The organism is Paraburkholderia sp. RL18-085-BIA-A (assembly GCF_046027075.1).
Taxonomy (GTDB): Bacteria; Pseudomonadota; Gammaproteobacteria; order Burkholderiales; family Burkholderiaceae; genus Paraburkholderia.
Genome location: NZ_JARESU010000088.1, coordinates 12,402 through 34,065, shown reverse-complemented (window position 1 = coordinate 34,065; position 21,664 = coordinate 12,402). Strand labels below are relative to the sequence as shown.

General features: G+C 58.3%; 15 protein-coding genes and 2 pseudogenes. 8 read left to right on the top strand and 9 right to left on the bottom strand.

Translation table 11 applies throughout. The annotated features are described in order from the left end of the window. From P0D89_RS36605 to P0D89_RS36590, 4 genes are all read right to left on the bottom strand, one after another. The coding region (locus P0D89_RS36605; RefSeq protein WP_408366049.1) for a catalase at positions 1 to 1,378 on the bottom strand (1,378 nt) is incomplete at its 3' end. 199 nt (positions 1,379 to 1,577) lie between these two features. Further along, the gene (locus P0D89_RS36600; RefSeq protein WP_408366051.1) at positions 1,578 to 1,784 is read right to left on the bottom strand and encodes a hypothetical protein; all 207 of its coding nucleotides are present in this window, start codon (positions 1,782 to 1,784) and stop codon (positions 1,578 to 1,580) included. 846 nt (positions 1,785 to 2,630) lie between these two features. Next, positions 2,631 to 3,155 (bottom strand): DUF3331 domain-containing protein, encoded by a 525-nt coding sequence (locus tag P0D89_RS36595; RefSeq protein ID WP_408366053.1) that lies wholly within the window; start codon positions 3,153 to 3,155, stop codon positions 2,631 to 2,633. 447 nt (positions 3,156 to 3,602) lie between these two features. Then, a complete protein-coding gene (locus P0D89_RS36590; protein ID WP_408366055.1) occupies positions 3,603 to 3,974 on the bottom strand; it encodes a response regulator transcription factor in 372 nt (123 codons plus the stop codon). A 424-nt stretch (positions 3,975 to 4,398) separates the two neighbouring features. On the opposite strand from P0D89_RS36590, the gene P0D89_RS36585 reads away from it, so the two are divergent. Continuing rightward, complete coding sequence (locus P0D89_RS36585; RefSeq protein WP_408366057.1) at positions 4,399 to 5,100, top strand: response regulator transcription factor; 702 nt, start codon at positions 4,399 to 4,401, stop codon at positions 5,098 to 5,100. 17 nt (positions 5,101 to 5,117) lie between these two features. Here the strand turns inward: P0D89_RS36585 and P0D89_RS36580 are convergent, their stop codons facing one another. From P0D89_RS36580 to P0D89_RS36565, 4 genes and pseudogenes are all read right to left on the bottom strand, one after another. After that, positions 5,118 to 10,637, bottom strand: a complete 5,520-nt coding sequence (locus tag P0D89_RS36580) for a trifunctional serine/threonine-protein kinase/ATP-binding protein/sensor histidine kinase (protein WP_408366059.1) — start codon at positions 10,635 to 10,637, stop codon at positions 5,118 to 5,120. A 185-nt stretch (positions 10,638 to 10,822) separates the two neighbouring features. Then, positions 10,823 to 11,078, bottom strand: a pseudogene (locus P0D89_RS36575) (hypothetical protein); the annotation flags it as partial. A 101-nt stretch (positions 11,079 to 11,179) separates the two neighbouring features. Next, positions 11,180 to 11,860, bottom strand: a complete 681-nt coding sequence (locus P0D89_RS36570) for an RraA family protein (RefSeq protein ID WP_408366061.1) — start codon at positions 11,858 to 11,860, stop codon at positions 11,180 to 11,182. Beyond that, positions 11,820 to 12,047 (bottom strand): annotated as a pseudogene (locus P0D89_RS36565) (hypothetical protein); the annotation flags it as partial. The pseudogene P0D89_RS36565 and the gene P0D89_RS36570, both read right to left, overlap by 41 nt. Before the next feature lie 748 nt (positions 12,048 to 12,795). On the opposite strand from P0D89_RS36565, the gene P0D89_RS36560 reads away from it, so the two are divergent. After that, positions 12,796 to 13,854 (top strand): LacI family DNA-binding transcriptional regulator, encoded by a 1,059-nt coding sequence (locus tag P0D89_RS36560; RefSeq protein ID WP_408366063.1) that lies wholly within the window; start codon positions 12,796 to 12,798, stop codon positions 13,852 to 13,854. Between the two features lie 18 nt (positions 13,855 to 13,872). Here the strand turns inward: P0D89_RS36560 and P0D89_RS36555 are convergent, their stop codons facing one another. After that, positions 13,873 to 15,267 (bottom strand): MFS transporter, encoded by a 1,395-nt coding sequence (locus tag P0D89_RS36555; protein WP_408377981.1) that lies wholly within the window; start codon positions 15,265 to 15,267, stop codon positions 13,873 to 13,875. A gap of 551 nt (positions 15,268 to 15,818) precedes the next feature. On the opposite strand from P0D89_RS36555, the gene P0D89_RS36550 reads away from it, so the two are divergent. The 6 genes from P0D89_RS36550 to P0D89_RS36525 all read left to right on the top strand — a co-directional run bounded on the left by P0D89_RS36550 (position 15,819) and on the right by P0D89_RS36525 (position 21,643). Further along, positions 15,819 to 16,745, top strand: coding sequence for a VOC family protein (locus tag P0D89_RS36550; protein ID WP_408377979.1), 927 nt, complete (start codon positions 15,819 to 15,821; stop codon positions 16,743 to 16,745). 75 nt (positions 16,746 to 16,820) lie between these two features. Continuing rightward, complete coding sequence (locus tag P0D89_RS36545; RefSeq protein WP_408377976.1) at positions 16,821 to 18,641, top strand: NAD(P)-dependent oxidoreductase; 1,821 nt, start codon at positions 16,821 to 16,823, stop codon at positions 18,639 to 18,641. A 53-nt stretch (positions 18,642 to 18,694) separates the two neighbouring features. Then, a complete protein-coding gene (gene eno, locus P0D89_RS36540) occupies positions 18,695 to 19,954 on the top strand; it encodes a phosphopyruvate hydratase (RefSeq protein ID WP_408366095.1) in 1,260 nt (419 codons plus the stop codon). 50 nt (positions 19,955 to 20,004) lie between these two features. Then, the gene (locus P0D89_RS36535) at positions 20,005 to 20,928 is read left to right on the top strand and encodes a fumarylacetoacetate hydrolase family protein (protein ID WP_408366071.1); all 924 of its coding nucleotides are present in this window, start codon (positions 20,005 to 20,007) and stop codon (positions 20,926 to 20,928) included. Positions 20,929 to 20,939: 11 nt separating this feature from the next. Beyond that, on the top strand, positions 20,940 to 21,254 hold the full coding sequence (locus P0D89_RS36530) for an NIPSNAP family protein (RefSeq protein WP_408366097.1): 315 nt from the start codon (positions 20,940 to 20,942) through the stop codon (positions 21,252 to 21,254). An 11-nt stretch (positions 21,255 to 21,265) separates the two neighbouring features. Beyond that, the gene (locus tag P0D89_RS36525; RefSeq protein WP_408366073.1) at positions 21,266 to 21,643 is read left to right on the top strand and encodes a nuclear transport factor 2 family protein; all 378 of its coding nucleotides are present in this window, start codon (positions 21,266 to 21,268) and stop codon (positions 21,641 to 21,643) included. Positions 21,644 to 21,664 lie beyond the last annotated feature (21 nt).

Genomic DNA, 21,664 nt, shown 5'->3' with positions numbered 1-21,664 from the left:
ACAGCGCCGTCACGAGATCCTGCCTGTCCTGCATTGACAGCGTGCGGTAGTACTCACCCGCCTGCCGGAAGTTGAGCGTTTTGCCGATCGCAGCCTGCTGCGTCCTGCCTGTGAGCGGAGTCCGGACGTACTTGTCGCGCGGATCCTGTGGAATCTCGCCAAGGCTCGCGGGCTCATAGTTCACCTCGCCCTTGCGATCGCCGCTATTCATCGCCCCATCCTGGTTGTTATTCACCACCGGCACGCGCGGACGATTGATCGGTAGATTGTTGAAGTTCGCGCCAAGACGATACATCTGCGTGTCGGCGTACGAGAACAGTCGTCCCTGCAGCATGCGGTCTTCAGACGGTTCAATGCCCGGAACCATCCGCGATGGCGCAAATGCCGACTCCTCAGTCGTCTCGAAATAATTGTCCGGAAGGCGGTTGAGCGTCAGCGTGCCGATCTTGCGCTCGGGCACGCTGGTCCAGACTTTCGTGTCGTCGAGCGCATCGTAGTCGAACTTGGCCAGGTCTTGCGGACTCAGGACCTGGATATACAGATCCCACTTCGGATCATTCGCCGCCTTCAGTGCACCGTACAGGTCGTTCGTCATCAGGTTCCAGTCGGCACCAATCGTGCCGGGGATGTCCTGAGGACGAATGCCGTGCACGCCTTGCTGGCTCTTGAAACGGAACTTTACGTAGTGCACCTGCCCCTGTGCGTTGACGAGCTTGAACGCATGCACACCGAAACCGTCCATGTGCCGATACGAGTCGGGCATGCCTTCGTCGGTGTACAGGTGTGTCAGCATGTTCGTCGCCTCGGGCGTGTGCGCGAAGAAATCGAATGCGACGTTCGGATCCTGTACGCCGGTCACGGCACCTGGCTTATTCGCGTGGACGAAGTCGGGAAACTTGATCGCGTCACGAATGAAGAAAATCGGCCAGTTGATGCCGACGAGATCCCAGTTGCCTTGCGTCGTATAGAACTTGATGGCGAAGCCACGCGGATCGCGTGCCTGCTCCGGTGAACCGCGGTAGCCCATCACGGTCGGGAAGCGCACGAACACGGGCGTCTTCGTGTCCGGCGTGAACACCTTCGCTGTCGTCAGATCGCTGATGTCCCCTGTGGGCACGAATTCGCCGAACGCGCCAGTGCCGCGCGCGTGCACGACGCGTTCTGGAATGCGCTCACGATCGAAGCGTTGCAGCTTCTCGATCAATTGCGAATCCTGCAGCAAAGTTGGCCCATTCGGACCGGCAGTCTGCGAGTTCTGGTTGTCGCCAACGGGCGAGCCGTTATCGCGTGTCAGGTCTGCGGTGTGGGCAGACGCGCTCAGGGCGACGCAGGTTACGGCTACGAGGCTTTGAAGCAGTCGCCTCTCATTTTTTTTCATATCAATTTCATTCCTTAATAAATATGATTTGTATGAATCGCATTCCCGTTGCAGGCGATCGGTAAACGAATCCAATTGAACGCGATAGTGGTCCCGTGCAAGGGTTCGTCGGATGCCTATTTGACTCCACAGGCAATATGAGTCGCTCTCGCGACATTGATAGCCGCGCAGCAGGCAACGCACCCGCTGCCCACTGCGATCAGGAGATCCGGATTCCACGACGCGCTTGCTCGGTATCGTCTGGATAGCGCCTGGCATATTCGTGAGACAACAGTGAACACACGTTCGCTAAGGCAGCGAGGTTCACAGCCTGGTCGGCATATTCGAGCTCGCCTGCGTTCAGGATGTCGTCGAGAACGGGGGCCAGGCGACGCAATTGCCGGAATACTACAGCTTCGACTTTCACGCGAGAAACCCTCAAAAGCTAATCGGACCGCCGAGCCGAGTTGGTCGGATCTTTTAACGAAGACGTACCGATACACTTGCACCAAAGTATTGTGTCGACAGGTGTGACCTTGGCTGGTCAATGATCAGTGCGCATGCCGTCGCCCGCCGAGTTGCTCACCATCGACAGCGGTCGCGCAACGCGATACGGCGTGCCCGACGCTTCGGCGAACGCAACGACGCGGCTGCCGTCTTCAGTCGGTCACGACGGTTCAGCCGAACGATGGATCGAGGACTAACCGCTCGAGGCACAACATGCCGCCTTCGAGATTCTGGAAACCCGGCGCTTACGTTGTTCATCTCCGTAGTCTCAGGAGTAGGCGTCCGAACGAGTGCGTATTTCATAAATCACCTGTTGACGTTTTATGGCACGGCTGGTTAACACAAAAAAAGCAATCGGCCGTTGCCGGTTGCAGATTTCCGACGACTGGCGATTCCGGCGCTTGTCGTTAAGAAGAGGGGGACTTGACCTGCATTTTTCATTGCTCGCTCCAATGAAGTCTCATTTACCTATCGGTCCTCGCCACTCTTGAGAAACGTCATAGCGGATTTCGTGTGGGTTCACGATAGTCCCGGTTACTGGAGACGCAACTCACAGCCGGCTTTTTTCGCGCACCGCTTGTGCGTCGCGGTGAACACGGCAATCAGGTCTGCATACCTCAATCATCAAAAAAGGCGGACGTTCACAATCTATTGCGACAACACTGCGAACGTCCGCTACAGGGGGCCTGTCATTTCAATTCCGAAACGCGCACGCGTAGCAAACGTTTGATTCCTGATTTTTTATGACGTCAGCGCCGCACGCGGATTACACACGGGACAGGCGCTCAGGTAGGTGGTGAGGCCGTTCAATATAGGTAGCGAGGATCATCGCCGATGCATTGGCTGGTCTGATTCTCGCCCCGCGGGGCCGGAAGACGATGTCGCCGCGATGTATCGGGATGCCTGTCAGCGCGCAACTTCCGGTCTGCCTGGCAATCCGCTTTTGCCATAACTGATATCCGTAGCTGCTGCCAGTTGGATCGCGCCATGAAAGGACCGCCGATCGCGGGGTAGGTCGATCGAGAATCTCGATCGTGGCATTGCGCCCGCTGCAGCCAAAGACCAACGAAGCGCTCTCAATGACGGCGTGCCGCAGCATGCATCGCTTATCCCCATGCTCACCGCCGCCGCAGGTTGCGAGCACCGTAGTAATGTGCCGCCACCGCAACGCCTGATCGCATTCGGGCATACGAACACTGCACGCATTGCGCCGGCGCGAGTGACGGTTTGCCGAGGCGCTGTTGACACTGGAAGCACTGGCAATTTGTGAGCTATACGTATTCTTCGGCATTCCACTCTCCGCCGGTTAGGAGGCCGCAGGGGTCGGGACGACCGATCCACCCATTGACGTACCGCAACGTTTCGTCAAGCACTGTATGGCCGTGACAGCGAGTCGATAAGCAGCGCCAGGCACGTAGCAAGCAGTACGATGTCCTTGGCAAGAAACTGCTCGAGCCACATCAGATTGTTGGAATCTCTGACAAGCCCATCGAAGCCATTCTCGGATCAATGTTAGTAATCGGCTGCAGGCCGTGCAACATACGTTGGTATCGACTAGCCTCAGCTTCGTGACGTGGCCGTATCCGATTGCCCGGTTTGCTAAACCAACGCTAGCCGAAGTGGAGACGCGCTGTGCGATTCAAGTGGTGCGACACGCGGCGTCAGGCGCATTGACGACGTAAGAATCCGGAGTCGTTCTTGCATCCGCGACGTCTGCGTTGAGAATTGGATTCGTCTTTCAGGTGCCGCGCAGGGCGCTCGAAAGCCAAAGGACGAGCGCCGCTGTCGAAGGTGGTTTTTCGAGGAGCACAAGTGCGCCGTTGCTCAGTACTCTCTCTTCCAGCTCGGAGCTGGGGAATGCGCTGATGAAGATCGTGGGTGGTGCAATGCCTCGCGCAAGCAGTCGCTCGTGCATCTCGACTCCCGACATACCGGGCATGCGAACGTCGCAAAGAAGGCAGGTGGTGTCCGACGCGCGGTCGGAGTCGAGAAACGCCTCGGCTGACTTGTACAAATGCGCGTTCCATCCCATGGATCGAACGAGGCTGCTCAGGGCGAGACGAAAGGATTGGTCGTCGTCGACAATTGAGGCAACAGGCGTGGTCTGCAAGATATCGCCCCCACTTCTCTTTTCAACGACGACGAGCGGCGCGCTGTCTATCTCGTTTCAAGTAGATTAAGTGTTGGCGGTATTGTTCGCGACGATATCTAGGTATAAGGGACGTTACAATTTGCCCGCTTCGAAGTGAAAGGCCAGTAGCACGTATGTGGGAATGGTGTGCATTGTTATCGTTACTCCGCGACGAATAAACGGATGTGGCCGTGCGGTGCAGCGGTCGGATTCTTCATGAGTTGACGCAATACGTACGTATATTGTATTCCGCATGCCGCGCGTGTATTCTGATCCTCGATCATTCCATCGCCAGCGCAGTGCAGGCTCGGTGGATCAGCGCGCGGTAGCGCGCGATGTGCGAGGTGCAGCCGGGGAGCGAGTGCCCCGCTGTAGGTCCTCGGCGCGCCCACGAGGAACCGACATGCTTTCGCAATCCTTTCTGACGCCGACTCACCAGGGAACGGGGAAGTTGACTGTGTACGTCATTGACGACGACCAATCGATGCGGCGGTCATTGAGTGTATTGCTGCGCTCGGCCGGTCTCTGCGTCGAGACGTTCTCGTCGGCTCAGGAATTCCTCGATTTTCGGAAACCCAATGTGCCAAGCTGCCTGATCCTCGACGTCATACTGCACGGCGAAAACGGGCTTTCGTTTCAGGAAGACGTGACGAAGAACGGCATTCGTATGCCGATCGTGTTCATGACTGGCTACGCCGATATTGAAATGACAGTCAAAGCGATGAAGGCAGGCGCGCTGGACTTCTTTGCCAAACCGTTTCGCGAGCAGGATATGCTGGATGCCGTAGCACACGCGCTCGAGCGTGACCGCGAACGGCTGGAGGCCGAGGAATCGGTTGCTCTGCTACGAAATGCCTACGAATCGCTCACAAAACGGGAGTGCGAGATTGTAACCCTTGTGGTGGCTGGCTTGCTGAACAAGCAGATCGCCGCCGAAATGGACTTGAGCGAGATTACCGTGAAAGTCCATCGCGGTAATGCGATGAGAAAATTGGCTGCAGGATCAGTGGCTGACCTCGTTCGTAAAGCGGAAGCGCTAGGCGTCGTTCCCAAGTTGACCAGATTTGTTGATTTGGCTGGCAGACGTGACGAGTGGACGCGATAGCGGCTTCCGGCTTTGGATCATGACCCGCCAAGGGGCCGGGCGGGAACGGTGAACTGAAACCTGGCACCGCGAGTCATGTTTGGCACAGCCAGCAGGCGTCCTCCGTGTGCCTCGACAATCGATCGGCAGATCGACAAACCCATGCCCAAGCCGCCCGGCTTTGTCGTGTAGAACGGATCGAAGATGCGCTCGATGTGGTGTGCGGGCAGTCCGGGGCCGGAGTCTTCCACAGCTATCGACACGTGATTCGATAGATCGGCAACCGTGCTGATCAGCAAGTGACGCGGGCAGCTGCTCCAGGCACTCATCGACTCGATCGCATTGACCATCAGATTGAGCATGACTTGTTGAATCTGAACGCGGTCACCGACCACATTGGGCGATCCCTCGCACAATATGGTCGAGACTTTGACGCTGTGCTTTGCCGCTTCGCCACGAGTTAACTTGATCACTTCAGCAATGGCCTCGTTGATATCAAATGTGTCCTTGCGCGGTAGGGTTTTCTTGAACAAGTCACGAATGCGGCCAATGATGTGGCTAGCCCTCTTTGCGTCGTCAATGATGTGCGCAAGTGCTAGCCGGGCCTCCTCCTGATTCGGTGGCTTGGCGTCCAGCCAGCGCAGGGCGGCCGCCGCGTTGATCTGCGTCGCCGCGATCGGCTGCTTGACTTCGTGGGTTATCGAGGCAGTAAGCTGCCCCAATGTCGCGGCACGGTTTGCGTGCGCCAGCTCCATTTGCGTTTCGCGGTATCGCAGGTCGCTTTCACGCGCTTCGGCTTCTGCCTTTTTGCGCTCGGTCAGATCAAGTACGAACGCAACACCTTGCCGCCCATTTTCTTCGAAGGCCGCTGCACCGATGAGTACGGACACACGGCTACCGTCTTTACGGAAATACTGCTTCTCGTAAGGTTCCACCGTATCCGTTAGCTCAAGCTTCGGCACCCACCGTTGAATGTCGTAGTCCAACCATTCCGCTGGCGTCAGGGCAGTCCAACTTAGCCGGCCAGAAACGAGGTCTTCGCGGGCGTATCCGACGATGTTCAGAAACGCGTCGTTGGCTTCGAGAATTCGACCGTCGAGATCCCAAATGATAATTCCGACAATGTTCGCGTTGATTAGTTGTCTGATCTTTGATTCCCGTTGCGCGAGCGCGCGATAGAGGCGCGCGTTCTCGAGTGTAATCGCAGCCTGGGAGGCGATTAACTTCAGGACCGCGACTCTCGACCGAACAAACACACCCGAAGCCAGATCATTTTCGAGGTATAGCACACCAACAAGCCTGGTTTGGCTGATCACGGGTAAGCAGAGAATCGAACGAGACTGATGCGCGACGATGTATGGATCGGACTGAAAGCAGGAATCGGCGGACGCATGATGGATAACGACGTTCTCTCGCGTTCGCAAGACATGGCGGAGGAGCGTCTGTGGCAGAGCCGCTGAGGCCACAGGCTCGTCGCACAGCTGGACGAATACGGCATGGTCTGCAGTCGTGGCTTCCGCCTGCATCCGTGGAGAGTTGTCTTCCAACAGAATGAACAGACTGCGTCGGGCTCCCGCTTGTTCAAGCGCTGTGCGCATCAACCTGTCGATCAGTTTTTCAAGGACTATCTCCCCCGAAATAGCCTGCGACACCTTCATTACAGTCCCGAGATCCAGGTGCTCGACTTCCATACCGATCGTGCTCGTTGCATTGGGCACAGCTTCCTCAATATTGAAATGCGGAAACATCTCATCGAGTTGTCGCACCTTGCCGTGAGCTCCCCACTGCAGATAGCAGCACCGGGCATCCTGCAAATAGGCCTGCGCGATTCGTTCGAAACCACGTGCCGTGTAAAAACGCGCGGCAAGCTCATTGGCGATCGCCTCGTTGTGAACGAAGCCATTGGCGCGAGCCGAGCGGATGGCTTGCTCATAAAGACGTTGAGCGTCGAGCTCGCGTTCTTCGAGGCGGGCGATCTCTGCGCTCACGAGGGCCAACCGGTTCTCGAAGTTCTCTGGGCAGTTCTTCGCCCAAATGGCCAGGCGCTCTTCATGAACAGTAAGTGACGCCAAATGCTTCTGCCGCTCCCTCGGAGGCACCTGCTCGCAATATGCAGCCAACGACAGCGCACCATAGAAGTGGAATTCTGCCTCCTCCGAGGTAGCTAGCCAAAGCAGCGGCTGCGCCTTCGAAGCGGCATTGACCGCGCTGGCATAGTCGCCGGCAAAATAGCGCGCCTGCATTTTTCTGACCCAGTACCAGCACTCATCAACGGCGGCGGAGCCCGCGCAGAGGTGATGTTCGAAAGCCAGTTCGTCGTCGAGACGGCCAAATTCAGGCGTCAGGCCGCGAAGCATCCGGATAAGTGCGAGTTGCGTGACGATGGCATCGGCGACGAGGCCATAGCGCGCGCGCAGCGAAAACGTAAGGCCGTGCTCGGCTTCGCGTTGCACGTCGGCAAGCGGATCGCCTGCGAAGAGAAGAACCGCGGTCAGGTTATTGCATGCGAAAGCCGCGTAGAGCAGATCGCCGATTCTGTTCGAGACTTCGAACGTACGCCGCAGCAAATCGAGGGAGGACCGCACGTGGTTCCTCCAACGCTCAACGAAGCTGAACATGTGAAGCGTCCTGGCCTGTAAGCCCACAAGCCCGCGTCGGTTGACGAGTTCGTATCCCACCTGGCCGAATCGAAATCCTGCCTGGTAGTCGCCAAAGCGTGTCCCTGCGATCCTGCCAAGGCCAGCATAGGCTAAGCACGATGCATCGCAGTTGCCGCGTTCGAGGCTCAGGTTGACCGCCCTGCAAATAGTCAAGGAAGCAAGGTTCGCGTCCGTAAGCCAGGCTGGCGGCCACATTCCAGTGAGCACTTCGATAGTGGCAAGCGACTCGGAGTCGCTCATCAGCGGTAGATCGATAAGATCCTCGACTGTACGGCTCCCAAGCCGGGACCAGATTCGATCGTATTCGCGCCGTGCTTGCTCTACCGTCGGATGTGGCGACCAATCGATGCCTACGCGGCGCAGGTAGTCGAGTGCCAAGGCGACGGCTCGGTCGCTCCGATTCAGCGTGGTGCACACATTCATTCGCAGACAAGCGACTTTCGCCTTCTCCCCGGCATTCGCTGCGCGGTCGGAAAGCACAGTCAAGCGCTCTTCTGCGGCTACCGCCTCGCCGGTCAGAAACTCGCATTCGGACCGCTCGAACTGCAGCGCGAACATGACTTCGTGGCGATGTTGCCAGCCGTAGTCACGCAGCAGTGCCCCGCCGGCCACGAGATAGTTGAGCGCTGAGGCATAGGCCGCCGAGGCCTTGGCACGCCTCCCCGCAATCAGGTTGAATTCGGCCAACTTCTCCCGCTCTTCTCGTAAGGTGATCAGATGGGTGGCGCGGTTGAGTTGATTGACAATTTCAAAGATCGAGCCCTCGCGTCTTTCTGCGGGCGTATGTGCGACGAGAAGGCGTCCGATTCGCAGATGCGCTTCGGCGCGCGATTGATCCGCAATCAGCGAGTAAGCGGCTTCCTGAATACGGTCGTGGGCAAACTGATATGCACCCGCGAGGCGATCCACGAGCCCTGAACGAAGCGCCTCCCGTAGATCCGCGTGGAGGTCCTCCTTCGACGTTCCATGAACGATGCAAAGCGTATCCTCCGTCGCGACGTTCCCAAGACAGGCAAGCTCCTGTAGCGCATTTTGGCATTCCAGCGGCAGGCGACTCAGCTTCCCCACCATGAGTTCGACGACGTTATCGGTGTAGCCGATCGTTCTCATGCGCTTGAGGTCCCAACTCCAGCACCCCGCCTCATGCTCGAAGCAAAGCAATTCTTCTTCGGCGAGCACCTGCAGAAACTGAATCGCGAAAAACGGGTTGCCCCCCGTCTTGAGATGCACCAATTGCGCCAGAGGTGCCGCTTGCTCGCGATCGCAACAAAGCGCGTCCGCCGTCAGTTGCCTCAGATCTTCGCAACCAAGCGGCGCAAGCGTTATCTCCTCGACCTTTGAAGCAGCCATCTTTATAGCGCCGAGCTTGCGTATCAGGGGATGCATGGCATCGGCCTCGTTATCGCGGTAAGCGCCGATCAGCATCAAATGCCGGACGTCCGATTGAGTCAGCAGGTCGGCGATAAGGTCGAGAGTCGCGGCGTCCAGCCATTGCAGATCGTCGAGAAACAATGCAAGCGGATGCTTTGCGCAGGCGAACACGCCAATGAATCGCCGGAACACAGACCGGAAGCGACTTTGCGCTTGCTGAGGCGGAAGTTCGGTAACGGGCGGCTGTTCATCGAGGATCAGTTCGAGCTCGGGAACGAGATCGATCAAGAGTCGTCCGTTCTGGCCCAGCGCTTCGCGAAGGTCGTCGCGCCATTCCCGGAGTTCGTTTTCACTCTTGCCAAGGAGTGGTCGGACCAGATTTCGCAAAGCCTGTGCCAACGTCGAATACGGGATATCTCGTTTGTATTGATCGAATTTGCCTGCTGCGAAGAGTCCACGCGACGGAGCCAGCACCTTATGCAGTTGGTTGACGATGGAAGACTTGCCGATACCGGAGTAGCCGGAAACCAGCACCAACTCGGGAGATCCGGTGTGCACGACGCGATCGAAGGCCGCGAGCAACTTCGCGATTTCGCGGTCTCTCCCGTAAAGCTTGTCGGGGATCAGGAGCCGGCCGGGGATGTCGCGTTCGCCGATCGAGAAGCGGTCGATTCTGCCTTGGGTCTCCCATTGAGTCAGACAGCGGCGAAGATCTTGCTCGAGGCCAGCCGCCGTTTGATAACGCTCTCCCACGGTCTTCGCAAGCAGTTTCATGACGATCGCCGAGATTTGAGCCGGGATGTGCGCCAGGCGCTCGTCCGGCGATACAGGATTGCGCGCGATGTGGCAATGGACCCATTCCATCGGCTCGAATGCAATAAATGGCAGGGAGCCCGTTAGCATCTGGTAGATCGTCACGCCGAGCGAGTAAAGATCGCTGCGAGTATCGATCGAGCGATTCATGCGTCCCGTTTGCTCGGGAGCCATGTAGGCGAGCGTGCCGGCGAGCAATAGGGGTGGCGCGGGCGTCTCGCGCTCGCGTGGCAGCCGTGCGGCAAGGCCAAACCCGGTTAACCACGCCGACCCTGTCGCCTCATTGACGACGAAGTGAACTGGCTTCAGGTCGCCGTGGACCAGACCCCGCTGGTGGGCATGACGCACAGCGCGGGCCATGCCGAGTGCCAGTGGAAGAAAGCGGTCGATCTGAAGCGGTGTTCCCAACAGCCGCTCTAGTGGCTCGCCGCCGGGATCTTCGAGCACCAGCACGGTCCGATCGCCCTGACGAACAAGATCCAGCGGCCGAACTGCCCATGCACTGCCCAATTCGGCCTTTAATCGATACTCATGCGACAGTCTATCCAGGCTGGCAGATGTCGGGCGCTCGCCGGTGGGCCGGACGATTAGCACAGAAGTTTGCGTGCCATCGGCATTAACTCGCCACGTCCTGCCGAAAGCACGGTCGTGATCTTTCCAAAGAATTGCAATGTTGTCATGCTCAATCACGTCATTTTCACAAAACGAATTCAACGTCTGACCTCCGCCAATGTCGCGCAACTTAATAAGTTATTAGGGCCTGCCGCGAATGAAACCGGTTACTCTCTTCGTGACCACGAGCCGTGCCGGCCTGATTGTGCCTGAAGCGCTCGTGTGAGCGCCTGGCGGAGGCCGCCCGGATACGGCGGCCATGACCACGCTGTACAAGGGTTTTAAGAAAAGTGACGTAGCGCGACGGGCGCGTCGGCCGACCAGTAGTTCGCGTTGCCCGGCAGGTATTCGCTGAATGTGGGTTCTGGACCCTCGTCCGGTGCAAGCGCGCCGATTCCTTTGAACTGCATTTCGACGAGAGAAAGCGGCTGCAATTGCCAGCCGTCCAGCGGTGCTTCTTGTACACATGCATGGCGCGGCAGCGCGCTGCTGCGCACGTTGCGCGAGTTCAAGGAGCGTTGCAGCGTTCAGAAATTCCGCCATGAGGCACACGATTCCTGCAGCGTTGAGCCAATGACGTGGCCGCGACCCATGGTACGCGGCGAACCAATAGCGCCATGCACGCTCCGGCGCCGCGCGGGAAGTCAGTTGTCCATCATCCGGTCGCGCTGAGGCACGACCCACGAACGATCGAAACATCCATCGGCGGTAGACTTTAGCGCCGCCGTTCCTTTCGCATGCTGCCGCCGTGCGCCTTCGATCACCGCTTTGACGTCAGCGGGCGAGATCGCAAGCAAACCGTCCTCGTCGCCAACGATGATATCCCCGGGATGAACCAGCATCCCGCCGATTGTGACCGGCACGTTGATCTCGCCAGGGCCGTTTCTGTAAGGCCCGCGATGCGTCACGCCACGCGCGTACACCGGGAAATCGCGCTGACGTAGCGCGCCGACATCGCGGATCGCACCGTCGATCACGAGGCCCAGCACGCCCAGGCTCTCCGCGAAGCTGGCCATGATCTCACCCATCAGTGCTTGCATCGGTTCGCCGGCGCCGTTGATCACGAGCACATCGCCCGGCGGGCAAAAGTCGAACGCGCGATGAATCGCAAGGTTGTCGCCGGCGCGGGTATGGACAGTGACCGCGGTGCCGGCCATCGGCTTGGGGTGATGGTAGGTCCGCAAGCCGACTATGCCGCTCGCGCGCGCCATATTGTCGCTGAGCAACGAAACCGCCAGTTCACGCAATGCGTCGAGCGTTGCCGTGTCTGCATGAGGCGCGGATTCATGTTCGCGCCAGCCGATGGGATTCGAAGTGGGATTCATACCGTTGCCACTGTGTGCCGGACTGTTGTTCGAGTTGATGGGAGGGCCGCGGGTACGCCACGCGGGCATTGTCTTCGTAGATACGCTGACAGTCCGCGGCGCTGAGCCATTCGATTGCGTCGATATAGCGCCGGGTGTCGTCGTAGTAGTGGCCGGTTTCCGGATCGCTGCACTGAACCGCACTGATGGAGTTGACGAACATCATCGCGAAGAGCGGGGGCATTAATCGCCCGCACACTTTGCGCATGGTTGCGGCTTCGTCGAATGAGGTCATGCTGCCTCCTACCGTGCTGCGACGGCCGGAGCCGTGGCCACCGCTCGCGTCCACATGTGCCGATGTGCTCATGAACGGGCGGCGGTTGAAGCATGACGGCAATGATAAGAACGCTCGGACAGGGAGTCCAAGACCGCTTGCTTATGCTTGTATAGACTTTTACTTATAGTGTGACGTCAGCGAGCGGAGGAGGGAGCGACTTCAAGATGGCTTACAAACTCCCGCCCCTTCGAGAATGGCCTAGAGCCACCGATCGCGCGAAATCTCATTTCCCAACGAACACATTCATGGATGAATACCGAAATGCTTTGGCAATGATTTTGTGGGTACGACCACATGCCGACGGACCTACGGCGACTATAGGAAAAAAGCGCACACGTGTGCGTGAGCGAAAAATGCCGCCGCCTCAGTTGGTCGTCGCGAGACTTGGCAAAGGCAACCGGTTGCGGCTTTTCTAAAGCGACTTTGATTGTCCGGGAGCGGCGTCAGGCAAGGAGTTTTTGATAGGTACAGGTTTTCAACACTTGATGGTGGCGAATTTGGGCGGTGTAAAATGCGACATGAATATGACTGCGGATCTTCGATCCCAGACATGACCGGCCCGTTCACGTGCCAAAAAGTGTGCTGAAATTAATGTGCTTCTAGCGGAGAGATCATAATCATGGGTTCCAACGTCACGCAAGAAGCAAGACTGCCCCTGCGAGGCGACGCGGGAGTCACGATACGCGATGTAGCGAAAGCGCTGAATATCTCGCATACAACGGTCTCTCGCGCGTTGGCCGATAGTCCGAAGATTAGCGAGGACACCAAGTCGCGCGTCCGCGCGGTAGTCGCGCAGATGGGCTATCTCCCGTCCGCCTCGGCCAGAATGATGCGTGGTCGGCGCAGTTCGCTTGTGGGCCTCATCATTCCAGATATCCAGAACGACTTTTACGCGACCGTTGCGAAAATCGTGGCTGACTCCCTCGCATCGCATTCGATGCAGCTTCTGCTTTCGGTCACTGATGATAATCCTGACCGCGAATTGCGTGAACTAAGGGCGATACTCGAGACGCGCCCGGCGGGAATAATCATTGTCCCGACGGCATCGCCGCGGCCGGAAAGCAGCGCGTTGTTGCAGAACGTCGAAACGGTGCAACTCGTGCGTGTGCACGCCGATCTTGCTGGGAGCGCAGTCGTTATCGACGATCGCGCTGGTATCAAGGCGGCGACCCGGCACCTCCTTGATAGTGGCCATAAACGACTCGCATTCGTGGGTGGCGATGAAACATTCAGCACAGGACGAGAGCGGCTTGGCGGCTTCCAGGACGCGCTGGCCGAACGTCGCCTGAAGCCCGCAAATATCGCGCTCGGCGCCCCGCGTCCGGAGTTTGCGCGATACGCTGTCACCTCGATGATGTCGGCAAAGAACCGCCCGACGGGCATCATCCTGGGCAGCGCGCAGTTGGCGCTTGGTGCGCTGCAGGCGCTGAGGACACTGAAACTCGAGTGGCCACAAGATGTCTCCGTCGTCGGATATCACGACCCGGCGTGGTTCGAATTGGCCGAAAGGGGCATTACAACAGTGCGGTTGCCGGTCGAAGACATCGCCATCACCGCCACGACTGTCCTGCTGTCCCGTCTCGACAAGCGTCAAACGGATGGCGCACCGGAGGCTTCGGCCGGTACCATCCAGTTTGAACCGTCGTTGGTGCTTCGGGGGTCGACCAGACCGTTGTGAGTCCGTTTGTCAGCCGGTCTATTGCTGTGCTGCGTTGTAAGGTGCGCATTTGAGTGTCTGCTGCCACCGGTGGTAAAGGATTCCCCGGACACAAAGAAGGGACATCAGTGCCAGTTCGGTGAGCAAGGCGGCGTGCATTGCATGCAGGTAACTCCCACTGGTTTCTCTCAGGATGTAGCTGAATATGCCTCCGAAGACTGCGGGTCCCAGTCCAAACGAAACCTGCTGAACCGTTGCAAGCATCGCGCTTCCAGCACCTGCCTGCGATGCAGGAACATCCGATAGACCGATCCGGTAAAAGCAACTGACAATCAACGCCTGGCCAAAACCAATCAGGGCGGTTGCCGGGATCAGGTTGACGAGCCCGGGATGCGGCCACACATAATCCAACGTCGCCATCAGCGTAACTAATCCAAGCATTTGTACCGCGCACCCGGACAACAACGTCGGGACATTACCAAGCCGTGCCACCAGCCGGGGTGTCAGCAGCGATCCGGCAAAAAACGCGATGCCCAGAGAAACGTACGAATTCCCGGCCTTTGCCGGGGATAGGCCTGCTCCGGTCTGCAGCGTCAGGGCGGACGCAAACATGAAACCGCTCCAACTGGAGAACATGATCGCGGCAATCAGTGCGCCAAAGCGTGTACTTGGAAGCCGTGCGAGCGCTGGCGGAAGTAGCGGAGATACGCCGCGCCGTTCCTGGTTGATTTCGACACGCCGCAGGAGCCACATCAGCGGCACCACGCAAGCAAGGAGCATATCCAACTGGATTGGCCAGTGCATGGTGGGCCCAAGCGCTAGCGGGATCAGCAGGCATAAAGTCAACAAGGCAAGAATCACCGTGCCGGAAACGTCAACGCTAATAGCCTTCTCCACACGGGTCTCGGGAATGGTGCGCCACATCAGAAGCAAAACACCGGCGCAGATGGGCAGGTTGATAAGAAATACAGCGCGCCATCCAGCGCCACCCCAGTTCGCCGTGACCAACAATCCACCAAGCACCTGGCCGACCACGAACGAAATCCCGCTGATGGAGCCGTAAATCCCCAGTGCGCGCGAGTGTTCCCGGCCATGCAGACAAACATGAATGGTGGCAAGCGTTTGCGGTACGACCAATGCCGCGCCGGCACCTTGCAACGCTCTTGCCGCAAGAAGCACCCAGATCGAAGTGGCCAGTCCGCAGAGTAGGGATGCCACGGCAAACACCGCCACGCCGATGCCGAATAGCCGGCGCCGCCCAAAATTATCGCCAAGACGGCCTGCCATTGCCAGGCAGACCGCGAACGCCACGCCGTAGACAGCGACAACCATTCCAAGCCACGTTTGCGTCACCTTCAGCGTCTGAGATATTGACGCGAGCGCGACGTTCACGATTGAAAAATCGATGATCGGCAGTAGCTGGCCCGTGAGCAAAACGGCGAGGCCAGTCGCAGAGAGGTGTGGGCGAGGGCTTGAGGTATTCATGGCGGAGGTCGACGGCGCCTCCACACATCTTCGTGAAGGACGATATCTTCAATTGCTCAGGACGGACCGAATATAGTCGGTAGTGCATACGTGTGCAAGAAAAATCGATGAGGTTCGGTACTGCCTAACTGGAGTTAGCAGACGTCATACTTATCGTTCATCAGGTAGTGATGCCTGTACAAAACCCCTATAGATTGGGGGTTTTGCACGTGAGCAGAGGCCAGCGTGGACTAGTGAGGCCACCAGAAAATTGTTGCTGGAAACTCAGTTCATAGTATTTCTCACAGCTCCAGGGGTAAACGATGATGCACACGTGTGCTCTCGGTTGGCCTATACTGACGTCCAGAATCAGGAGCGACATTGTTGGTGAATGGACGAACCCGCCAAGGGCGCCGTAGTCTGTCGACGATTGCCTGAACAGTGCGAATTGGTGCGGCATGACTTCCGTGGGCGCGACCTTCTGTTGATGAACGCAGTCAAACCAAGTAGTCGGAGACACCATGATTAGATCGATCAGCCATGCGACATACCGGCATCGCGACCTCGCGGCCGTCCGGACGTTCTTTGAAGACTTCGGACTGGTATTGGCGCATGAAACGCCAGACCGCATCTTCTTTCGGGGATGCAACGATGCACCATACCTCTATATCGCAGAGCGTGCAGAGGACTCCGCTTTTGTCGGGGTGGCGTTCGAGGTGGATTCGGAGGAGAGCCTGCGAGTGTTGTCTGCGCGGCTTGGCGCTCCGGTCGAAGACCTGGAGTATCCGGGCGGTGGCAAACGGGTGACGACGACTGATCCGGATGGTCGCAGGATCGAACTTGTGCATGGCGTTGCCCGCGTCGCACCGATAGCAGCAAGTCGTCCCGCGGTCGCCTGGAATTCAGGGGGCGAACGCCGCCGCCTTGGGAGGTTTCCGATTTTCAACGTAGGGCCGGCGGAGATAATCGGGCTCAAACACGTCGTAATGAGCTCTCCGAATCCGCCAGCCATCATTGAATGGTTTGTGGAGAAGCTAGGCGCATTTCCCTCGGACTTGATCGGAGAAACGAAAGAGAACGTGATTGGGGGGGTTATGCGGTTTCCGCGCGGCGCGGAATATGTCGACCACCACAACATCGCTGTTTTCCGCGGCCCGACGAATGGCGCACATCACGTCTGTTTCGAGACGATCGATCTCGATGCCATCGGCATGGGTCGTCGACACCTGGTGTCGAAGGGGTACAAGGCATCGTGGGGCCTAGTGCGTCATTCGCTCGGCGGAGCGATTTCGGATTATTGGTACGACCCGTCTGGTTTTCGTGTCGAGCACGTGACCGATGGAGACTTCCTCAATGATACATACCCGACGAGATTGAATCCGCATAACCAGGAATCCCTTGAGCAATGGGGAACCATGGTGATGCCGGAAGACTTCCTGCGCTCCTGACGATTGTGGGACTGACAGTCGGCCTTCTTGTAACGAGCTCTGGAATGCGATGAAAGTACTTATCACAGATTATGCGTGGCCCGATCTGCGGGTCGAAACGGCGTCATTGAATCGGCGGGATTCGAACTCGTTGCTGGTCCCGCTGTCGCTGGGAACGAAGAGGAAATTGAGCGCCTGGTGGTAGAGCATGATCCGGACGCCATTCTGACCTGCTGGGCGCCTGTGTCCGCACGCGCCATCACGTCCGCCACCAGGCTTAAGATTGTCGCTCGACTGGGAGTGGGCCTGGACAACATCGACGTTGGCGCAGCGACCGCTGTCGGCGCGTGGGTCACGAATGTGCCCGATTATTGTGTTGAAGAAGTTTCGGATCATGCTCTCGCACTTCTGCTGAACCACTTTAGGGCAATTGCCGGATATGACCGCGACGTGAAAGAGGGGCGATGGGCGCCTGGTTCCCGGCCGCTGAGGCGTATTGCCGAACTGACGGTCGGCATTATCGGATACGGGCGGATCGGCCGTGCCACCGGTCGCAAGCTGGCTGCCTTGGGATGCACGGTGCTCGCGACGAACGGAGACTACCCCGTGACCGCGGACGCCGGCGTGATGGCGGCCAGCGTCCAGGATATCCAGAACAACGCGGACGCTATCATCCTGCACGTGCCGCTCACCAGCGAAACCCACCATCTGGTCGACGGAAGTTTCATCTCAGGCTGCAAACACAAGCCGCTGCTTATCAACGTCAGTCGTGGCGGACTGGTCAGCAACGAGGCTGTTCTGGACGCGCTCGCAGACGGTCGGCTATCCGGTGCCGCACTGGATGTTGTTGAAGGCGAGCCGACCCCTCCCGAAAATATCGTCGGACATGCGAATGTCACCGCCACGCCGCATGTTGCGTTCCTCTCGGATACCTCGGTCATTGAGCTGCGGAGCAGGGCTTGCGAAGAGGTAGTACGGGTTCTTTCCGGCAAAGACCCGGTCAACGCGTGCAACCGTCTGCAAAGCGGCCAGACCCTGCCAGGCGGTGTGGCGAGTGATATTCAGGTGATCCGGACTGTCCAGGGTTCGATCGTAATAAAGAAGGCGCTGGACAAGCTAAAGGTAGCCGCTGACTGGCGGTCGGACCCCGCGCGATCGTTGACAGAAGTCGCTGCACTGAACGCCGCAACCGAATTACTTGGACTGGGTGCGGTGCCTCGCGTCTTGTGGAGCGATAGCGTTCGCAACCAGTTCGCGATGGAGCTGGTCTCACCCACCCAGAAAAACTGGAAGCAGGAGCTCCTTGCCGGCACGGTCAATCTCGCGACTGCCCGGAGAGTGGGTGAACTGCTTGGAATGCTGCACTCGCGCTCCTCCAGGTGCCCAGCGCTTGCCGAACGGTTCGCCGACCAGACGTTCTTTCGAGAATTGCGGGTGACGCCGTACTTCGAAAGAGTCGCGCAGCGCAATCCTGAATACCGCGACGCAGTTTCGACAGTCATCGAAGGCGTGACCAAGCGGCGACAGGCACTCGTCCACGGTGATTACAGTCCGAAGAACCTGTTGGTCGACAACGCAACTGTCACGGTGGTCGACTGGGAGGTCGCGCATTGGGGCGACCCCCGTTTCGACGTGGCGTTTGTCCTGGCTCATCTGATTCTCAAGGCACACCGCCGGGAGGCGAAGACGAATGAGTTGTTATTCGCCGAGCGTTCGTTTGTCGAAGGCTATCTCGTCGAGGGCCCCGCAGTCTTTGACGCACATCTTCTGCCGCTGCTTGGGTGTTTGCTGCTGGCGCGCCTCGATAGCGATTCTCCCGTTGACTACGTTACTGAACTCGACACCGGCGGTATCCGGCGCGTTGCACAGACATTGCTGAGCAATGACATGACGTTCGCGAATCGGTGGTTTAACTAACCTGGGAAAATGACGTGACACATCCTTCCTTTAATCTAGCTCGCTCGGCCGATATCCTGCATGTGCGCGGCCGCCAGATTCTCGACTCCCGTGGGCGCCCGACCGTTGAGGTGGACGTGGAACTGCGAGACGGTTCGTGCGGACGTGCATGTGCCCCATCAGGAGCATCCACGGGACGACACGAGGTTATCGAACTGCGCGACGGTGACAACGGACTCCATGAGGGGCGAGGGGTCTCCAAAGCTGTGAAAAACATTAACGGCGAGATCGCCGAGCTTCTCAACGGGCGGCCCGCAACTTCCCAGGCCGGGCTCGATGAAGCTTTGCGCACACACGACGGCACGGCGAACCTCTCCCGACTGGGCGCGAACGCGGTCATTGCTACATCGCTCGCTATCTGTCGGGCAGCCGCGATTCACGAGCGGCTTCCGCTACACCGTTACATTGCGCAGCTCGTGGGGACGGCGCGGACGTCGATGCCGATGCCGATGACCAATATCCTCAGCGGTGGAGCGCACGCCCGGCGAAGCATGGATTTTCAGGACTTCCTCGCCATCCCCGTCGGTGCGAAGACCTACGGCGATGCCCTGAACATGCTCGTTAGCGTGCGCTCGGCTGCAAGCGATCTGCTGGCCGAAGACGGTATCACGACCCTGCTGGCGGACGAGGGCGGTCTCAGTCCCGGCTATGCGTCCGCCGACGAGGCGTTTCAACTCATGATGCGCGCATTCGAGCGGGCAAAGTTGCGACCCGGTCACGATGTCGCAATCGCAATCGATGTCGCTGCGAGCGAGTTCTATCGCGACGGCAAATATCATCTGGCCGGTGAGCAGCGCACGCTCGACGGCGAAGAGATGGCGGAATACCTCGAGGACTTCATTAGTCGATATCCGTTGATTTCGATTGAGGACGCTTTTGATCAGGATGACTGGTCATCGTGGACCTCATTCACGAAGCGCTTCCCAAAGGTGCAAATCGTCGGCGACGACCTGTTTGTGACCAATCCCGATCGCATCGCGCGCGGAATAGAAGTGGGCGCGGCCAACGCGACGCTTATCAAGGTAAATCAGAACGGCACACTTTCCGGCGCGTTCGAAGCGATGAACCGTGCACGGGCAGCGGGCTATGCGACCGTCATATCCGCCCGTTCAGGCGAAACTGAAGACTCGTTCATTGCGGACCTGGCTGTCGGATCGGACGCGGGCCAAATCAAGATCGGCTCCGTGCGCAATTCGGAACGTCTCGCGAAATATAACCAGCTCACACGGATTGCAGAACTGGAAGACGCGGAACTGACCTTTTCTTTTTCGTAAGGTGACGCCGGCTAGCTCTCCGTCTCTTGATACTTCGGAAACACGTACCCATGACTACTTCATACACACTCGCCACGTTCCGTCACCAAGGCAAGCCCACCCCGGTGATCGAGGTCGGTCGCCGCTATTGGCCGATTTCGACGGTGGCACCGGATCTGCTCCCTGCAGATTCAGCCCGCGGTCTGATGCAGCTTTTTGACGACTGGGAGCACTCTCACAAGCGTCTCACGGGCCTTTCTGCGCGTCTCACAGCAGAAGGCGCGCCCGGCGAGATTCGGGCCCCGCAAGCGGCCGATGACATCCTCGCACCATTGCTTTACCCGAACAAGCTGGTCATGCTGGGTGCGAACTATCTGGACCACATGCAACAGGACGCGGGTTACGCGGATTTCGACAAGTCGTCGAAAATTCCAGTTCTGTTCATGAAGCCGCCTACTACCGCGATCGTGGGTAGCGGCGCTTCCGTGCCTTACCCCGTCCAGACGCAAAAGTTCGATTGGGAAATCGAACTGGCCGTCGTCATCGGCAAGCGGGCGACGAGGCTCACGGTCGAGAATGCGATGTCCTGCATCGCTGGCTACACAGTGGGTATCGACCTGTCTGCGCGCGACTGGCAGTTTCACGAAAAGCATCTGGTGAAATTCGATCTGTTCGGCGGCAAGGCATTTGACTCGAGCAATCCGCTCGGACCGTGCATCGTTCCTGCAGGTCAAATCAATGCCGACGATCTGCAATTGACCCTCAAGGTCAACGGGGAAGTGAAGCAGCATGCGCGAACCAGTCTGATGATCTGGAACATCGCCGAGCAACTCGCAGCTATCACGGAACACGTGACGCTGGAACCCGGCGACATCGTCATGACTGGAACGCCTAGCGGAGTCGGTCTTAAGACCGGGACATTCCTTAAGCCAGGTGACAAGCTGGACGCGGAAATCGAAGGGATCGGTCATTTGGCCGTCCAGGTGCAGGCATAGGAAGGATGGCGATGATTGTCGAGCAACGAACCTATACGGTCAAACCCGGCAGCGTGCCGGCATATCTTGACTTCTACGAGCGAGAGGTCATGGAGATTCAAAAGAAGCATCTTCCCCGGATGGTGGGGTATTTTTCGACGGAGATCGGTCCACTCAACCAGATCGTTCATATGTGGGGCTACGCCGATCTCAACGAGCGAACTCGATGCCGGGCCGCGCTCTACGCGGATCCGGCCTGGCAAGCGGTCCTGACCAGGCTTCTCGAGATGATCGAGGCGATGGAAACCAGGATTCTCGTGCCCACCGCTTTTTCGCCAATCAAATGACGGAGTGAGACATGACCACGATGCAACGGATCGACCTGAAAAGCCTCGAGGACGAGCGGTGCCGCGCGATGACCAGCGCCGACCTGGCGGCACTCGATCGAGTGTTGAGCGACGACCTCATCTGGACGCACTCGTCCGGCAAGGTCGATAGCAAAAAGGAGTTGCTGGCCAAGATCGAAAGCGGCGAATCGCAGTATCTCTCCATGCTGCGTGAGGACGAGAGGTACGTCATCTCGGACGACGCTGCTGTCGCGTCGGGGGTTGTCATTCAGGTGGTTCGTCTCGGCGGGGAAGTGCGCTCACTTCGCAGCCGATATACCAATGTGTGGTTTCGTGAGGGGGACGACTGGCGCGTCGTGGCGTGGCAATCGACTGCCGCGCCGGCATAAGCGGGAAAAATCGTCTGACAG

Bases quoted from the DNA above. Each gene is read 5' to 3' on its own strand.
- P0D89_RS36525 (WP_408366073.1), top strand. From the start codon at position 21,266: ATGACCACGATGCAACGGATCGACCTGAAAAGCCTCGAGGACGAGCGG.
- P0D89_RS36535 (WP_408366071.1), top strand. From the start codon at position 20,005: ATGACTACTTCATACACACTCGCCACGTTCCGTCACCAAGGCAAGCCC.
- P0D89_RS36595 (WP_408366053.1), bottom strand. From the start codon at position 3,155: ATGCCGAAGAATACGTATAGCTCACAAATTGCCAGTGCTTCCAGTGTC.
- P0D89_RS36585 (WP_408366057.1), top strand. From the start codon at position 4,399: ATGCTTTCGCAATCCTTTCTGACGCCGACTCACCAGGGAACGGGGAAG.
- P0D89_RS36550 (WP_408377979.1), top strand. From the start codon at position 15,819: ATGATTAGATCGATCAGCCATGCGACATACCGGCATCGCGACCTCGCG.
- P0D89_RS36570 (WP_408366061.1), bottom strand. From the start codon at position 11,860: ATGAATCCCACTTCGAATCCCATCGGCTGGCGCGAACATGAATCCGCG.
- P0D89_RS36530 (WP_408366097.1), top strand. From the start codon at position 20,940: ATGATTGTCGAGCAACGAACCTATACGGTCAAACCCGGCAGCGTGCCG.
- P0D89_RS36560 (WP_408366063.1), top strand. From the start codon at position 12,796: ATGGGTTCCAACGTCACGCAAGAAGCAAGACTGCCCCTGCGAGGCGAC.